10 protein-coding genes and 1 pseudogene are annotated in these 14,732 nt (G+C 72.1%); 6 read left to right on the forward strand and 5 right to left on the reverse strand.

Going from position 1 to position 14,732, the window contains the following annotated elements:
- Positions 1 to 38: 38 nt before the first annotated feature.
- Positions 39 to 1,631, reverse strand: a complete 1,593-nt coding sequence (locus ACH4VX_RS30185) for an FAD-binding oxidoreductase (RefSeq protein WP_398371809.1) — start codon at positions 1,629 to 1,631, stop codon at positions 39 to 41.
- Between the two features lie 82 nt (positions 1,632 to 1,713).
- Here ACH4VX_RS30185 and ACH4VX_RS30190 point away from each other — a divergent pair, with 82 nt between their 5' ends.
- Together ACH4VX_RS30190 and ACH4VX_RS30195 are read left to right on the forward strand one after the other, a co-directional pair.
- The gene (locus ACH4VX_RS30190) at positions 1,714 to 2,322 is read left to right on the forward strand and encodes a TetR/AcrR family transcriptional regulator (RefSeq protein WP_398371810.1); all 609 of its coding nucleotides are present in this window, start codon (positions 1,714 to 1,716) and stop codon (positions 2,320 to 2,322) included.
- Complete coding sequence (locus ACH4VX_RS30195; RefSeq protein WP_398371812.1) at positions 2,319 to 3,899, forward strand: glycerol-3-phosphate dehydrogenase/oxidase; 1,581 nt, start codon at positions 2,319 to 2,321, stop codon at positions 3,897 to 3,899. Before ACH4VX_RS30190 ends, ACH4VX_RS30195 begins: the two co-directional genes overlap by 4 nt.
- 8 nt (positions 3,900 to 3,907) lie before the next feature.
- Here ACH4VX_RS30195 and ACH4VX_RS30200 read toward each other — a convergent pair whose 3' ends face one another.
- Positions 3,908 to 5,959: a discoidin domain-containing protein gene (locus ACH4VX_RS30200; protein ID WP_398371813.1), complete on the reverse strand. Its 2,052-nt coding sequence runs from the start codon at positions 5,957 to 5,959 to the stop codon at positions 3,908 to 3,910.
- Positions 5,960 to 6,483: 524 nt separating this feature from the next.
- A complete protein-coding gene (locus tag ACH4VX_RS30205; protein WP_398371815.1) occupies positions 6,484 to 6,834 on the reverse strand; it encodes a hypothetical protein in 351 nt (116 codons plus the stop codon).
- 131 nt (positions 6,835 to 6,965) lie between these two features.
- Between ACH4VX_RS30205 and ACH4VX_RS30210 the strand changes: the two genes are divergently transcribed.
- The 3 genes and pseudogenes from ACH4VX_RS30210 to ACH4VX_RS30220 form a co-directional block, all read left to right on the forward strand.
- A complete protein-coding gene (locus ACH4VX_RS30210; RefSeq protein ID WP_398371817.1) occupies positions 6,966 to 7,796 on the forward strand; it encodes a PP2C family protein-serine/threonine phosphatase in 831 nt (276 codons plus the stop codon).
- A gap of 51 nt (positions 7,797 to 7,847) precedes the next feature.
- Positions 7,848 to 8,855, forward strand: coding sequence for an MASE1 domain-containing protein (locus ACH4VX_RS30215; RefSeq protein WP_398371818.1), 1,008 nt, complete (start codon positions 7,848 to 7,850; stop codon positions 8,853 to 8,855).
- 154 nt (positions 8,856 to 9,009) lie between these two features.
- Positions 9,010 to 9,249 (forward strand): annotated as a pseudogene (locus ACH4VX_RS30220) (hypothetical protein); the annotation flags it as partial.
- Between the two features lie 23 nt (positions 9,250 to 9,272).
- On the opposite strand, the gene ACH4VX_RS30225 reads toward ACH4VX_RS30220, so the two are convergent.
- Positions 9,273 to 10,154, reverse strand: a complete 882-nt coding sequence (locus ACH4VX_RS30225) for a L,D-transpeptidase family protein (RefSeq protein ID WP_398371820.1) — start codon at positions 10,152 to 10,154, stop codon at positions 9,273 to 9,275.
- A 169-nt stretch (positions 10,155 to 10,323) separates the two neighbouring features.
- A complete protein-coding gene (locus ACH4VX_RS30230; RefSeq protein WP_398371821.1) occupies positions 10,324 to 13,707 on the reverse strand; it encodes a CARDB domain-containing protein in 3,384 nt (1,127 codons plus the stop codon).
- Between the two features lie 307 nt (positions 13,708 to 14,014).
- On the opposite strand from ACH4VX_RS30230, the gene ACH4VX_RS30235 reads away from it, so the two are divergent.
- Positions 14,015 to 14,728, forward strand: coding sequence for a hypothetical protein (locus tag ACH4VX_RS30235; RefSeq protein ID WP_398371823.1), 714 nt, complete (start codon positions 14,015 to 14,017; stop codon positions 14,726 to 14,728).
- Positions 14,729 to 14,732 lie beyond the last annotated feature (4 nt).

Here is a 14,732-nt window from a genome sequence, read left to right on the forward strand (position 1 = left end):
GGGATGGGGACGGGCAGGGGGACCAACGGGGTTCCGGGTCAGTCGGCGGGCAGCAGGACGCCGGGGTTGAGCAACCCCGCCGGGTCCAGTCGCCGCTTCACGGCGCGCAGGGCGTCGATGCCCAGCGGGCCCGCCTCGCGGACGTACCAGTCCCGGTGGTCGGTGCCCACCCCGTGGTGGTGGCTGATCGTGCCGCCGGCGGCGAGGATCGCCTCGTTGGCGGCGTGTTTGGCACGCGTCCAGTGCGCCACGGGGTCCTCGCCCTGGGCGGAGACCACGGTGAAGTAGAGCGAGGCGCCGTTCTCGTAGACGTGCGAGATGTGGCACATGACCAGAGGCGGGGTGCCGGCCCCGGTGAGGGTGGCGGTGAGCGCGTCGCGCACGGAGGCGTACAGCCCGGGGACCCGGGACCAGAACGTCGCGGTCTCCAGCGTCTCCGCGAAGGCCCCGGCGTCGAGGAGCGCGTCGCGCAGGTACGGGGCCGAGTAACGGCCGTGTGCCCAGCGCCGGCCCGGCTCCTCGCCCAGGGGCGTGCCGCCGCACTCGCGCAGGACGGCCGCCGCGCGCTCCCTGCGGTGGGCGGTGTCCTCGGCCGTGCCCTCGTAACCGGCGACGGCCGTGCAGCCGGCGGCCTGCTGTGCGCCTGAGCCGATCGCGGCGGGGTTCGCCAGGCCGATCAGCGTCTCGGTCTCGTCGGACAGGCGCAGCACGGTGGGCCGCGGTCCGTCCTGGGCGAGCCGGCGCAGGGCGGTGGTCCCCTCCTCGAAGGAGGCGAAATGCCAGCCTTCGTGGACGCGGGTCTGCGGGACGGGGCGGATGCGTACGGTCACCGACGTGATGACGCCGAACGCGCCCTCCGATCCGAGGACCAGCTGGCGCAGGTCGGGTCCGGCGGCCGAGCGGGGGGCGCGGCCGGTGTCGAGGGTGCCCTCGGGGGTGGCGAGGGTGAGGGAGAGCACCATCTCGTCGAAGCGGCCGTAGCCGGCGGACGCCTGGCCGCTGGAGCGGGTGGCGGCGAAGCCGCCGATGGTGGCCCACTCGTAGGACTGGGGGAAGTGGCCGAGGGTGAAACCCCGTTCGGCGAGCAGCGCCTCGGCCTGCGGGGCGCGCAGGCCGGGTTGCAGGGTGGCGGTGCGGGAGACCGGGTCGAGGTCGAGCAGGCCGTCCATGCGCCGCAGGTCGAGGGCGACGAAGGGGCCGCGCCGTTCGGGGGCGAGGCCGCCGACGACGGAGGTGCCGCCGCCGAACGGCACCAGCGGCAGGCCGTGTCCGGCGCACACCCGCAGGACGGCGAGCACCTCCTCGTGACCGCCGGGCAGGAGTACGGCGGCCGGGACGGCGGTGATGTCGCCCTCGCGGATGCGCAGCAGGTCGGGGGTGGACTTGCCGCGCGTGTGCCGGATGCGGGTCTCCGCGTCGGTGCGCACATGGGCCTCACCGCCCAGGGCGGCGACCAGGGCGCGGTGCGCGGCCGGCCGCAGCGGGCTGTCCGGGACGGTCAGGTCCTCGATGGCGAGGGGCCCTGCCTCGCGCGGCTTGACGCCGAGCAGGTCGTGCAACAGCCCGATCACCGTGTCGGGCAGCGGCGTCGCCTCGGCCGGGTCCCCCCAGCCGCTCCACAGCATGTCCATGGCTGTCGTCCTCACCGGTCGTTCGGAATGAGCGGGGCCGCCGAGGTCGCCCGACGGCCGCCGTGGCGTTACACTGTGACACATGACGCCTATTCGTCACAACAGTTCCGGTGGTTCGGACAACGACGCGGTGCTCGACGCGGTGCGGGACTGCGTCCTGGCCGTCGGGGTCCGTCGCACCACGCTCACCGACGTGGCCCGCCGCGCCGGGGTCTCCCGGATGACGCTGTACCGGCGGTGGCCCGATGTGCGGTCGCTGGTCGGCGACCTGATGACCCGGGAGTGGATCGCGGTGGCCACCGGGGCGATCCCCGCGCGCGAGCCCGGGGTGCCCACGCGCGACGTGATCACCGAGGGGCTGGTGGCGGCGGTGCGCGCCTTCGGCGTCCATCCGCTCTTCCGGAAGATCCTCGACGTGGACCCCGAACTGCTCCTCCCCTATGTGCTGGACCGCCGCGGGGCGAGCCAGGAGGCCCTGCTGGAACTGCTGGCCGGCTCCCTGCGCGAGGGGCACGCCGACGGCTCGGTGCGCGCCGCCCATCCCGAGCGGCAGGCGCGGTCGGTGCTGCTGATCGTGCAGTCCTTCACCCTGTCCCTGCGGACCATGACCGACGAGGACGACCCCGAACTCGCCTCCGAGGCGTTCCTCGGCGAGCTGCGCGACATCCTGGAGAGGACCCTCACGCCATGAACCCCCCCGGTGGCCCCGCCTCCGCCTCGTCCCTGTCCGCCGGCCGGCGTGCGCGCGAACTGGCCGATTCCGTCGGCGGCCCCGTCGTCGACGTGCTGGTCGTCGGTCTCGGTGCCACGGGCGCCGGGGTGGCGCTGGACGCCGCGGCGCGCGGGCTGGACGTGGTCGCCGTCGACGCCCACGACCTGGCCTTCGGCACGTCCCGGTTCAGCAGCAAGCTCATCCACGGCGGACTGCGCTATCTCGCCTCCGGACGGCTCGACGTCGCCCACGAGAGCGCGCTCGAACGCGGGGTGCTGATGGAGCGCACCGCACCCCACCTCGTAGGGGCCCAGCCGTTCGTGCTGCCCCTCACCCCGCTGGTCTCGCGCGGTCGGGCCGCCCTGGCGCGGGCCGGGTTCCGGGCCGGCGACACGCTGCGCCTGGCCGCCCGCACGGCCCGGGCCACCCTGCCCCCGCCGCGCCGGATCGGCGCGGTGGAGACCCGTCATCTCGTCCCCGCGCTGCGGCGCGACGGTCTGCGCGGCGGCCTGCTGTCCTGGGACGGCCGGCTCACCGACGACGCCCGTCTGGTGACCGCCCTCGCCCGTACGGCCGCGGCGCGCGGGGCGCGGATCCTGACCCGGGTCCGGGCCCTGGAGCTGACCTCGACGGGCGCCCGCGTCCGTGACGAACTCACCGGCGAGGAGGGCGGGATCCGCGCCCGCGCGGTGATCAACGCGTCCGGTGTCTGGGCGGGCGGTCTCGTCGACGGCGTCCGGATACGGCCCTCCCGGGGCACCCACCTCGTCCTGCGCCCCGAGAGCCTCGGCCCCCTGACCACGGGCCTGCACATCCCGATCCCCGGGGAGGGCAACCGCTTCGTCCTCGTGCTGCCCCAGGACGACGGCCGGGTCTACGTCGGCCTCACCGACGAACCCGTGGAGGGCGACATCCCCGACGTCCCCCAGGCACCGGAGACGGACATCGGCTTCCTGCTCGACGTCCTCTGCTCGGTTCTGCACGTCCCGGTCCACCGTGCCGATGTGGTCGGCGCGTTCGCCGGGCTGCGTCCCCTGCTGGACACCACGGCGGAGCACTCGGACCCGGCACCGAGGACCGCCGACCTCTCCCGGCGGCATGCGGTGCTCACCTCCTCCGAGGGCGTGATCACCGTCGTCGGCGGCAAGCTCACCACCTACCGGCGCATGGCCGAGGACGCCGTCGACACCGCCGTCCGCGTCCGAGGGCTGCCGGCCGGCCCGTCGCCCACCGCGTCCCTGCCCCTGGTGGGCGCCGCCCCGCCGCACGTCCTCGCCGAACTGCCCGTGCCCCGCCGCCTCGTCCGGCGGTACGGCACCGAGGCACCGGCCGTGCACGCGCTCGGCGCGCGGGACCCCCGGCTGGGCGAGCCGGTGCTGCCCGGGTACCCGGTCACCGGTGCCGAGCTGCTGTGGTCCCTGCGCCACGAGGGAGCGCTCGACGAGGAGGACGTGCTCGACCGCCGTACCCGCATCGGGCTCGTCCCCGCCGACCGGGCCACGGCGCTCGACGCGGTGCGCGCGCTCATGAACGGGGCGTTTTCACAGGGCGGTTGAGCAGGAGGTCAGCGGCCGTGGACACCGACCTCACGGAGCGAGTACCCCCACTCGGTCCCCCGGTCCAGGAACTGCACGCGCAGGTGACGGGCCGGTGCGGGGGTGAACACGGCCGTGTCCAGGCCGCCGTCGCCGGAGGTGGTGGACCAGGCGGTGCGCCAGTTGGTGCCGTCGGCGGACAGCTCGATGCGGTACGACGTGCCGTACGCGCGTTCCCAGTCCAGGGTGACGCGCCCGACCTGGTGGGTGGCGCCGAGGTCGACGCGGAGCCACTGGTCGTCGCTCCAGTCGCTGGCCCAGCGGGTGCCCCGGTCGCCGTCCACGGCCCGGCCGGGCGCGTAACTGGTGAACGGGTTCCATTCCGCCGAACTGGCCGTGGCCGGTGCGCCGTCGGCGAGGTTCACCCCGGCCCGGTGCTGTTCGGAGGCGCCCCAGGTGTCGAGGTAGGACTCGGCGCCCTTGAAGAGGTCGTCCACCACGTGCTGTCCGCCGACGCGCCGGATGTCCTCGATCCAGTCGGGGACAAGGCCGTAGTGCGCGGCCCCGTCGGTGTTCAGGTCCCAGGTGCGTTCGCCGGTGGTCTGCCGGTCGAGGACGGAGCCGCCGTCGACGCTGCGGAAGGGATAGGTGACGGCGTCGGGCGCGTCCGCGCCGCGCGGGGCCGGCCAGCCGCCGACGCCGTTCATGTCCGTGCCGTAGCCGTAGCCGACGCCGTACTCGTCGCGCAGCGCCTCGGTGCGGTCCGCCTCCGCGACGAAGCCCTCCGAGCCGTGCATGTACTGGGCGACGAACCCGCCGAGGCCGTAGACCCGCTCGGTCCAGTCCAGGTCCATCCAGCTGTGCGACGAGATCACACCGGGGTAGGACGCGGACTCGAAGACGTCGAGCACCCGGCCGGTGGCCTTGACGCTCATGTGGTCGATCTCGAGCATCATGTTGCGCTTCATCATGCCGCGCACGGCGTACTCGCCGAGTTCGGTGAGCCCGCGGACGTTGCACCGCGCGTCCTCGTCGTACGACGGGACCTCGACGCCCGCGGGGAGCTCCTTCTCGGCGCCGGGCGCGGAGGCGAGCCCGATGGGGTTGTCGGCCTGCGGGCCGGTGCACCGCTCGGTCTGCCAGAAGGTGCCGGTGGACAGGAACTGCCCGACGTTGATGGCGGTACCGAGGGCGCCCTCGTCGAAGCGCACCCCGCACAGCGCGTTGTCGAACTTGTGGCACAGGAACATGCTGCGCACGCCGAGTGCGTACAGCTCGTCCAGTCCGGCGTCGATGTCGGCCCTGTCGCACTGCGCGATGTCCAGGACCTGCTTGCACCCGAACGGTTCGGAGGTCTCGACGCCGAGGACGACCGCGAGCTTGCCCTGCGCGATGACGTCGCGGGCCTGCGCGCTGTCGGTGACGATCCGGAACCAGCCCTTGCCCGGTCCGCCGTACATGCCGTCGATGTATGCCTGCATGTCGTACGTCAGCTTCGCCTGGAGCCGGATGGACGTCATCTCGTCGCAGCCGCGGTCCTTGAAGAAGTACACGGAGCAGATCACGCCGTTGGTGACGAGGTCGTTGACCAGCACCCGCTGGCCGCCGCGCCAGGCGCGTTCGATCCAGGCGTAGTAGTTCTGCTGGTGGGTCAGGGAGTCGTGCGCGGGCCAGTCCCGGAAGGTGGGCCAGCCGACCGGATCGTGCTTGCCGTCACCGCCGTTGGTGATGAAGTCGAAGAGGGCGAGCGAGCCGTCGGGGTAGTGCTCGGGGCAGTCCTTGAGCGCGTCGGCGATCCCCTTCGTGGAGAAGGCCTTGCCGCAGATGAGCCGGCCGCCGAAGGCCTCGTTGGCCATGATGTGGTTGTGTGCGTCGACGAACCCGCGCACCTCGCCCGCGGTGTTCGTGCCCTTGAACGGCTCCCCGGTGACGCCGATCCCGGAGTCGGGCGCGGGCCGGGCGACCGGATCCCACCAGTCGCCGCCGGCGGCGGAACTGGGCGTGGGCACGAGGGCCGCGGCCAGCACGAGGAGGAGCAGCGTGAGGACCCCGAGGTGTCGTCGGGTGCGATACGTGGTCATTACGCACGTCCCTCCGTCGCAGAGTTGTCATGACCGGAGCAAAGGCATGGGGTGAGAATCGCTACTGACGCGTACGACGTCAAGTGCTCGCGCGCCACCCGTCCGCTTTGTGCCCCTCACGGGAAGTCGCGGACCGGGGCATCACCCCATGGCTCCCGGCCTCTTCGCCGGCATTCCGGTCGACGACCACCCCGGGGCCCTGGCGTGGTACGAACGACTTCCCGGCTCTCCCCCGGCCCATGTGGCGAGTGACACCGAGGCCGTGCGGGAGCTCGCGGAACACCGGCCGGTCGCCGTGGAGCACCGCCCCGAGCACGCGGGACACGCCCCGCACACCGTCTTCGTCGACGACCTCGACGACCGGGTCGCCCGGATCCGCGCACGAGGACCCGGACCCGTACGGCGGGAGACCTACGCGAACGACGCCCGCAAGGCCCCGTACCGGGACCTCGGCGGGAACGGGTTCGGCTTCGGCGGGGCGCCCGCCCGAGCGGTGCCTCCTGGCACGGGACGGCCGGCCGGGACTACTCCTTGCCGCCCGTCTCGTAGTGCAGGGAGATGGAGCGCAGGACGTCGGCGGACGACACGTCGGTGCGGCCCTCGTCGTGGATCTCGGCGAGCTGGACGAAGGCGAAGGTGAGGGCGGAGGTGATCTGCACGATGGCGGGGCCCAGCTTCTCGGTGACGATCTCCGCCATCTCGCGCGCGCTCGCGTCGGCCGGCAGCTGGATCCGCGGCAGCATCTCCTCCAGGAGCTGGGCGACGGCCCCGCTCCCCGTCATCCCGGCGTCCGGGTCCGCCCGGAGCCGCCGCCGCATCTCGAGGGCCTCGGTCAGGATCCCCACACCCCGCTGCATGATCTCCCGCTGCTCCATGGGCACAGCGTAGACATGGACTGGCCCGGCCGAACCGCTTCTGACTATCATCCTTTACATATATGAATGAGAGCTTTGTCCATCGAAGGCGCCTGCCGACGTGCGGATGCCCTCGCCCGAGTGAGTGATCCATGTCCCGCACCGGCTCCACGGACGACGGCGACGAGCTTCTGGTCAGGCTCGGGACGCTGACGGCACAGGCGCGTGCGCAGGCGGAGGTGCAGCGCTCCCGGGTCGAACTGGCCGTCGCGCTGCAGCGCGGCATGCTGCCGAGGGGACTGCCGGTCGCCGCCGGGGTGCGGCTGTCCGTACGGTACGCGCCCGCGTACCAGGGTCTCAATGTCGGTGGTGACTGGTACGACGCCTTCACCATGCCCGACGGCCGGATCGGTCTGTCGATCGGCGACGTCCAGGGGCACAACATCGAGGCGGCCGCCTTCATGGGGCAGGTCCGGGTCGGGCTCCGGGCGCTCGCCTCCGTCGACGGCGAACCGGGCGAGCTCCTCGCCCGGACCAATGAACTGCTGCTGTCCCTGAGCTCGGACCTCTTCGCCACCTGCACCTTCATGCGGCTCGATCCGGCCGCCCGGCTGCTGGAGAGCGCACGGGCGGGGCATCTGCCGTGTGTGTGGGCCACCGCGGACGGCCGGTCAGGGGTGACCGAGGACGAGGGAGGTCCTCCGCTGGGCATCCAGCACGGGGCGGTCTACCCCGTCACCCGCTACCGGCTCGACACCGGCGGTGTCTTCGTGATGCTCACCGACGGGGTCGTGGAGGGCCCGTCCATGCACCTCGACGAAGGACTGGACCAGGTGGTGCGGCTCGCGGGCATCGCCGCGGTCGCACGCCTGGACACGGACGCGCTCGCCGCCGCCGTGATCAAGCAGGCCGAACGGGTGGGGCACGACGACGACGCGGCCGTCATGGTGCTCGGACACGACGGACCGGCCGCTCAGCCATAGGGCCGCAGGCCCGCGCCTCTCACCTCGCCGACGCGGCGGCCTCGGTGTCTGATGGCTTGTGTGGTGGCTCGCCAGGATCTTCGTGCACCGGCCGTCTTCGTGCTGGAGACGCTGACCGTCGCCGCCTGCTATTACGCGGGGGGACGGCTGGGGCTGCTGCGCGAGCTCCACATCAGCGGTGCGGTGGTCTCGCCCATCTGGTCGCCGACGGGAGTGGCCGTCGTCTGTCTGCTGGTCTTCGGGCTGCGCTGCTGGGTGGGCATCACGCTCGGCGCCCTGTTGATCCTCATGCACCTCACCTCGCTGCGACTGTCCTCGCTGGGCGTCCTCGTCGGCAGCACCGCCGCGCCGGTGTGCGGGTATCTGCTGCTGCGCAGGGTGGGCTTCCGCATGGATCTCACCCGACTACGGGACTGCCTCTACCTGGTGTTCCTCGGCGCCTTCGCGGCCATGCTGATCAGCTCGACCACCGGCGCCGCCCTCCTCGTGGCCACGGGCGACCTCCCGGCGCGGAACGTCTGGGTGGTGTGGCTGGCGTGGTGGGTGGGCGACGCGATGGGTGTACTGCTCGTCGCCCCGGTGCTGCTCATGCTGTACCGCCTGCGCGCGCCGGTGCGCTGGTCGAGGTGGAGGGAGGCGGTGGTGCTGGCGGTGATCGCGGGTGGTCTCGTACCGCTGGCGACGCACAACCGGGCCAGTCTGCTGTTCGTCATCTACCCGCTGCTGATCTGGACGGCCCTGCGGTTCCAGCTCGCGGGCAGCATGGTGTGCGCGCTGTTCGCGTCCGTCATGGCGACCATCTCGGCGACCGACCGTGCGGGACCGTTCAGATACCTGAGCGAGATCGAGGTCATGGCCAACCTGCAGGCCTTCAACGGGGCGTTGGCACTGACCGCGCTGCTGCTGTCGGCGGTGATCACGGAGCAGCGCAATACGCGGCGCTCCGTGGAGCGGGCGTGTCAGGAGTTGGTGGAGGTGCTGGAGCATCTGACGGCGGGTGAATCCGCGGCCGGCCGCCCTCCGCGGGACGAGGGCGACCGGCCGCGGGACGAGGGCTGATTCTCCTCGTGGGGGCGAACAGTGTGAACGCAAAGGGCGAGGCCATGGTCCTCCCGGGCCGGGTTTTCCTGGCATCCCGGCCCATGAACAGATCCCGTCCCGCGGTGAGCCCGGCTCTCGCCGCTGCCGCCGTCGACGACCCACCGCGTTCGTCGAGCACGAGCACAGCGCGCTGAGCACCTCCGAGTACGCCAACTCCATCGCGGCCCTGGACCGTTGGGTGCGCACCGGCGACCGGACGTATGCCACCGGATGCTTCTACGAGCCGGCGTACCGGCCGGCGTCGTACGCCTCACGCGTCGAGCCGCGCCCGGGTGGTACGTCATGGCCGGCCATGACGGCCGCGCGGGAGAAGTCCTGGAGCCGTGTCGAAGGAGTCGGCATCACGCCCTGACCCGCACGACCGGGCGGCGCCTCTCACTCGCGCAGGGAGTCGGCGTCGCCCATGACGATCACCGGGTGCCGGTCCGGGTCGAGGGTGCGCAGGAGTTCCTCCATGTGGCGCTCCGAGAGGCTGACACAGCCCTGGGTGGGTCCCTGGTGGTCGACGTGCAGCCAGATGCCGCCGCCCCGGTCGGCACCGAGCGGACGGGTCCGGTCCAGCGGGGACGTGCCCGGCTCACGGTTGTAGTCGATGGCGATGACGTAGTCGAAGGAGCCTTCCAGCGGTTCGCCCTCGAAGCCGGTGCCGCCGACGGCGAACCCTTCCGACCGGTCGTACGGCAGCCGGGTGCCGGGATCGGGCAGCAGCCCTCCGGCGTCGGTGAGGGTGAACACGCCGATGGGTGAGCGGAGGTCGCCCGCCCAGTGGTCGTCGGTCCAGCCCTTGAGGGCGTTGTGTGCGGGCCATACCGGACCGCCCTCCCATCCGGAGCCGGTGTGCTCGTACAGCACGGCCCGGGAGCGGTTGGCGTCCTTGTCGCGGCCGGTGACGACGACCACCTGGCGGGCGTTCGCGGGAATCCACGCCCGGGTCCGGGGACCGAGGCCGGGGATCCGGGCGGGCGGTCGCGCCTCCACTCCGGTGCCGGGCCGGCCCTGTGCGGCGTCGGCGGTGCCGGGCGCGCTGTGGGCGGTGCCGGGCGCGCTGTGGGCCGTGCCCGGTGCGCTGTGGGCCGGGACGTCCCGCGCCGTGGTTCCGGTGCCCGCCCCGCATCCGCTCAGGGTCGCCAGCACGACGAGGGCGACGGCCGCCGGCACCCTCCGGCCACGCACCCGGACGGAGGCACCGGCCCGCCGCCCGGCACGGTACGGGGCACGGTGACGCGGACGGGGCGGGCGGTCGATCGATGAAGCCATGTCCTCAGCCTGACTTCGACTTCCCGGAAACGCGTCAGCTCCCCGCGCGAGTCCGCCGAAGTCCCCCGTCTGCGCTGCCCGCGATGAGCGCGGCAGGAGGACCGTCCGGCGGGCCCGCACCCCGAGTGGAGTACGGGCCCGCCGGACGGAGCACCGCGCGGGGGCGGCGCTACCGGTTGATCACGAACTGCGAGCCGGGTTCGATCAGTACGTCCCCCTCGGCCGAATCGGTGATGGTGACGTTCGTGAGCGTGGCACTGCCGCGGGCGCCGCCCATGGCGAGGATGCCGGACCCGTTGTTGGACCTGTCGATGGTGACGTCCGTGATCCGGGCGTCCGGCACCGCTCCCCCGCCCGACTTGAACTGGATGCCGTCGTAGGTGGAGTCGTGGATGTCGGTGTCGCGGATGACCACGCCCGGGATGTCCAGCCCCTGGGCGAACAGGGTGATCGCCCCGAACTCCTGGTCCTCGTTCCAGAAGGCGCCGCCGGTGCGGTGGAGGCCGTTGCCGGCGATGAGGGTCTGCCCGGAGAAGGGCAGCGGGTCGTGGTCGGTCGCCAGCATGATGCCCGGGTAGTTCATCGTGTCGTGGATGAGGTTGTTCTCGATGGTGTTGCCGTAGCCGCCGTAGACGGCGATGCCGTTGGCGCGCCAGGGCAGTTGAACGGTGTTGTTGCGGAAGTGGTTGTCATGGCCGATGTCGACCGACGGGTCCTTGACGTACTTGCTCGCCCACACCGCGAGCGCGTCGTCGCCGGTGTTGCGGAACGACGAGTTCTCCACCTCGGAGTTACGTGTTCCGTTGGCGAGGTTGATGCCGTCCGCGTAGGTGTCGCGGATCCGCATGCCGCTGAATCGCAGTCCGTCGGCCGGGCCCCACAGCTCGGGGATGTTGCTGTGGTCGCGGCCCACCCAGACACCGACGTTGGCGTGCTCGATCCACACATTACTGATCTTCGTGTCCTTGCCGAACCGGCCGTTGAGGCCGACCCCGCCCTCGGCTCCCCCGTCGCCGCCCCGGATGGTGCCCGAGCCGAAGATGGCGAGGTCCGAGATCCTGGTGTTGTCGTCGATGTCGAAGCCGAAGTTGCCCTCGTGCGGGTGGTTGATGCCGCCCGCCTGGTGCGGCGGCGTCAGCGTGTGGAGCTGGGAGTGCCACATGCCGGCGCCCCGGACGGTGACGTCGCGGATGCCGACCTGGTTGTACTGGCCTCGGTTCTGCGGGTCGTCGGTGAGGATCTTCTGCTCCTGGCGCCACTGGCCCGGCGGGATCCACACGCAGTCGATCCGCCCGTTCTGGTCGGCGGTCACGGCGCGCTGGAGGGCGTCGGTGTCGTCGATGCCGTCGTTGGGCACGGCCCCGTACTCGGTGATGGAGACGCATCCGGCCGGCTTGTCGGCGGCCGGTGCCACCTGCTCCAGGTCGACCAGGTCGACGACGTAGAAGGCGGCGGTGTCGTCGGTGTCGCGCTGGAGCCGGAAGACGGTGCCCGCCGGGTAGGTCGCGCCGAGCAGCGCGTGGGACTCGTCGAACAGCCTGCGGGCGTCCGCCTGCGGGGTGTTGGTGAGCCCCTCGGGGGCGTCGGTGTTGCCGTACAGCCAGCTGTGCTTGGAGCTGAGGCCGAGCTTCTGCACGAACTCGCCGTCCGCGTAGAGGCTGAGGGTGGCCTCGGTGCCGCCCCCGCCCGGGGCGTCCGGGATGGAGTTGCGTACGACGATCGAGTTGGTCGGGCCGGTGGAGGTGAACTGGACGTACTGGCCGGTGGAGTCGAGGCGGACCGACTCGCGTCCGGAGGACTCGGTGGCGAAGTCGGTGTGGCCGAAGGTCCGCTTGGCGTCGGCGGTGAGGAGCGTGCCCCGGTACGTGCCGTCCTCCGTCTCGTACTCGGTGTACGGCACGGCGGCGCCGCGGCCGACCACGATCGAGCGGGTGAGGATGTTGTTGTTCTCGTCGGTCTCGTCGACGGTGTCCGTGGCGTCCGCGGTCGCGGTGAGGAGGCTCGCGCCGCCGGTGGCGGTCCAGGTGCCGCCGATGGCGACCTCGGCGGAGGCGCCCGCGGCGATCGTCCCGGTGGCCGCGTCGAGGGTTCTGCCGCCGACGGCGAGACGGGTCACGGAGCCGGCGGGGGCCGCCGAGGTGCCCCGGTTGTGCACGGAGACTGTGAAGGACACCGACGCACCCGTGGCGGGACTCGCCGGGTCGGTCCTGATGCTCCGGACCTCCAGATCGGGGCCCGGGCTCTGGGCGACGGTCAGTTCACCGGTGGCGGTGCGGCTGTTGTTGGTGTCGTCCTGTTCGGGGACGGTGTCGGTGGGGTCGACGACGGCGGACACGGTGTAACTGCCCCGGGCGTGCTTGCCGACGTTCACGGAGACGGTCGTGGAGGCTCCCGCGGCGAGCGCTCCGACGGGGGCGCTGCCCGCGACGGTGCCCTCCAGGCTGACGTCGACGGTGACGGCGGCGGACGCGGCCGTCCCGGCGTTGCGCACGGTCGCGCGGACGGTGACGGCGTCCGTCTCGGTGGGGGACTCGGGCGTCCAGGTGAGGTCGGAGACGACCAGGTCCGGATTGGGCGCGGCGGTTCCCATGACCTGCAACTCGGCGACCTGGGCGCCGTATCCGCTGGAGTTGTGCGTGAACCTCAGTCGCACGTCGGCGTAGCGGCCGGTGACCGGGATGGTGACGGTGTTGTCGCCCGCGCCGGGGTCGAAGGTGTAGTCGGCGCGTGCCTTCAGCGGGGTGAAGGTGCCCGACGCCTGCTCGCGGCCGAGGACCTCGATGCTCTGTGTCCGCTTCGCCCAGGCGGCGTCGGGGGCGAGCCTGACGACGACTGCGCCGAGGTCCGCGTTGGCGCCCAGTGCGACCGTGAGGGTGGCGGGGTGGCCGTTGGACTCCCAGTAGGTGCCCGGCTGCCCGTCGTTGGCGTTGGTCGCCACGAACGAGTGAATTGTGGAGGAGGCTTCGATCGGTTTGCCGAGCGACAGGTTGGTGCCGTCGACCGGCGGTTCCTCCGGATTGCCGCCGTCGTCAACGCCGTAGACCTCGATCTCCGACAACTGGGCCGCGTTCCAGCCGGTGTTGGCGCTCACCCGGACGCGGATGTGGCGCACGTCGCGGGCGGGGAAGTCGAGGGTGACCGTGTTGCCGCCGTCGGGGTCGAAGCGGTGGGCGGCGGAACCGGACAGCGTGGTGAAGGCGGAGCCGTCGGTGCTGCCCTCGACGGAGAGGGTCTGGGTGCGGGCCTCCCAGCCGGTGGGCAGCTTCAGGACGACCCGCTCGGCCTCGACGGTGCCGCCGAGGTCGACGCGGATCCACTGCGGGAAGGCCCCTGCCGGGCCCTCCCAGTAGCTCAGTTGGCTGCCGTCGGTCACGTGGGCCGCGGGATAGCCGGCGTGGGAGCCGCCGGCCGTGACGCTCTTGCCGAGCGCCAGGTTGGGGCCACGGACCGCTTTCGACGCGGCGGTGGCCGTAGCGGGTTGGAGGCCGACGGCGACCAGGCCGGCCAGGAGCAGGCCGGTGATCGTCCGTAGGCCGAAACGCTTCCGTCTCATGAAGTCCTCGTTCCACGGCGGGTGCTGGGGCGGATGGCCAACCAGGCAGTCGATGCTTCTGCCATGGATTGCCATGACCAAGTACAGCTTTTGCGTCGGACCGTTCATTTCTTGCGACTTCTGGATTGAAGTTTCCGGTTCGCGCCCCTCTTGTCAATGGCATGCACACAACGTCCCTGGGGGCCGTGCCGTCCCTCGCGCCGCGTGAGGACGTCAACCGGTGACCGCTCAGAAGAAACGGTCAACCGCGCTCGGCCGTACCATGGCTGGCCATCGGGGGAACCAACAGGCAGAAAGGGGCACCGCCATGTCCGAGAACTCGACCGCGGCCACCGACCTCACGTCTCAGTACTCCGCTCAGGTCGCGGGTGATCTGGAGCGCAACGTCAAGGAGCAGGAGCGGGTCACCGCGGAGATCGCCTCGCTGCAGGAGCAGTTGACCGTGCTTCAGCACGACCACACCCTTCTGGTGAACATGCAGCAGGCGCTGGGCCTCGTCTCGGCACCCGCCGAGGCCGTGGGCACGCCGCAACCGGCGGGCACACCGGAGGCCGTGGAGGCGCCGGAGGCCGACACGGTGCCGGGCGGCGCGACCGTGCCGGCGCCGCGCAGGAGGGGCGGTGCCAAGTCGGGGGCCAGGTCGGGCGGGGACGAGCCGGGCGCGGAGAAGCCGAAGCGGGCGAGGAAGACGGCCGCGCGCACCGCGTCCGGGAAGTCCGCCACGTCGGAGAAGTCCACGCGCAAGCCGCCCGCCGCGAAGGCGGACGGGCCCAAGCTGGTCGAGCTCGTCCGCCGGCACCTGCGCGAGCAGAGCGAGCCCCGCTCGGCGGCGGAGGTCACCGGCGCGCTCGAGCAGGCCCACCCCGAGCGCGGCATCAAGACCACGGTCGTGCGCAGCACCCTGGAGGGCCTCGTCGCCCGCAACCAGGCCCAGCGCACCAAGCAGGGTTCGTCGGTCTTCTACACCACGCCCGACAGCACCGAGCAGGCCCCGAAGACCGGAGACGACGCGCGGTCCTGACGTC

Origin of the sequence: Streptomyces sp. NPDC020731 (assembly GCF_044334705.1) — a bacterium.
GTDB lineage: Bacteria > Actinomycetota > Actinomycetes > Streptomycetales > Streptomycetaceae > Streptomyces.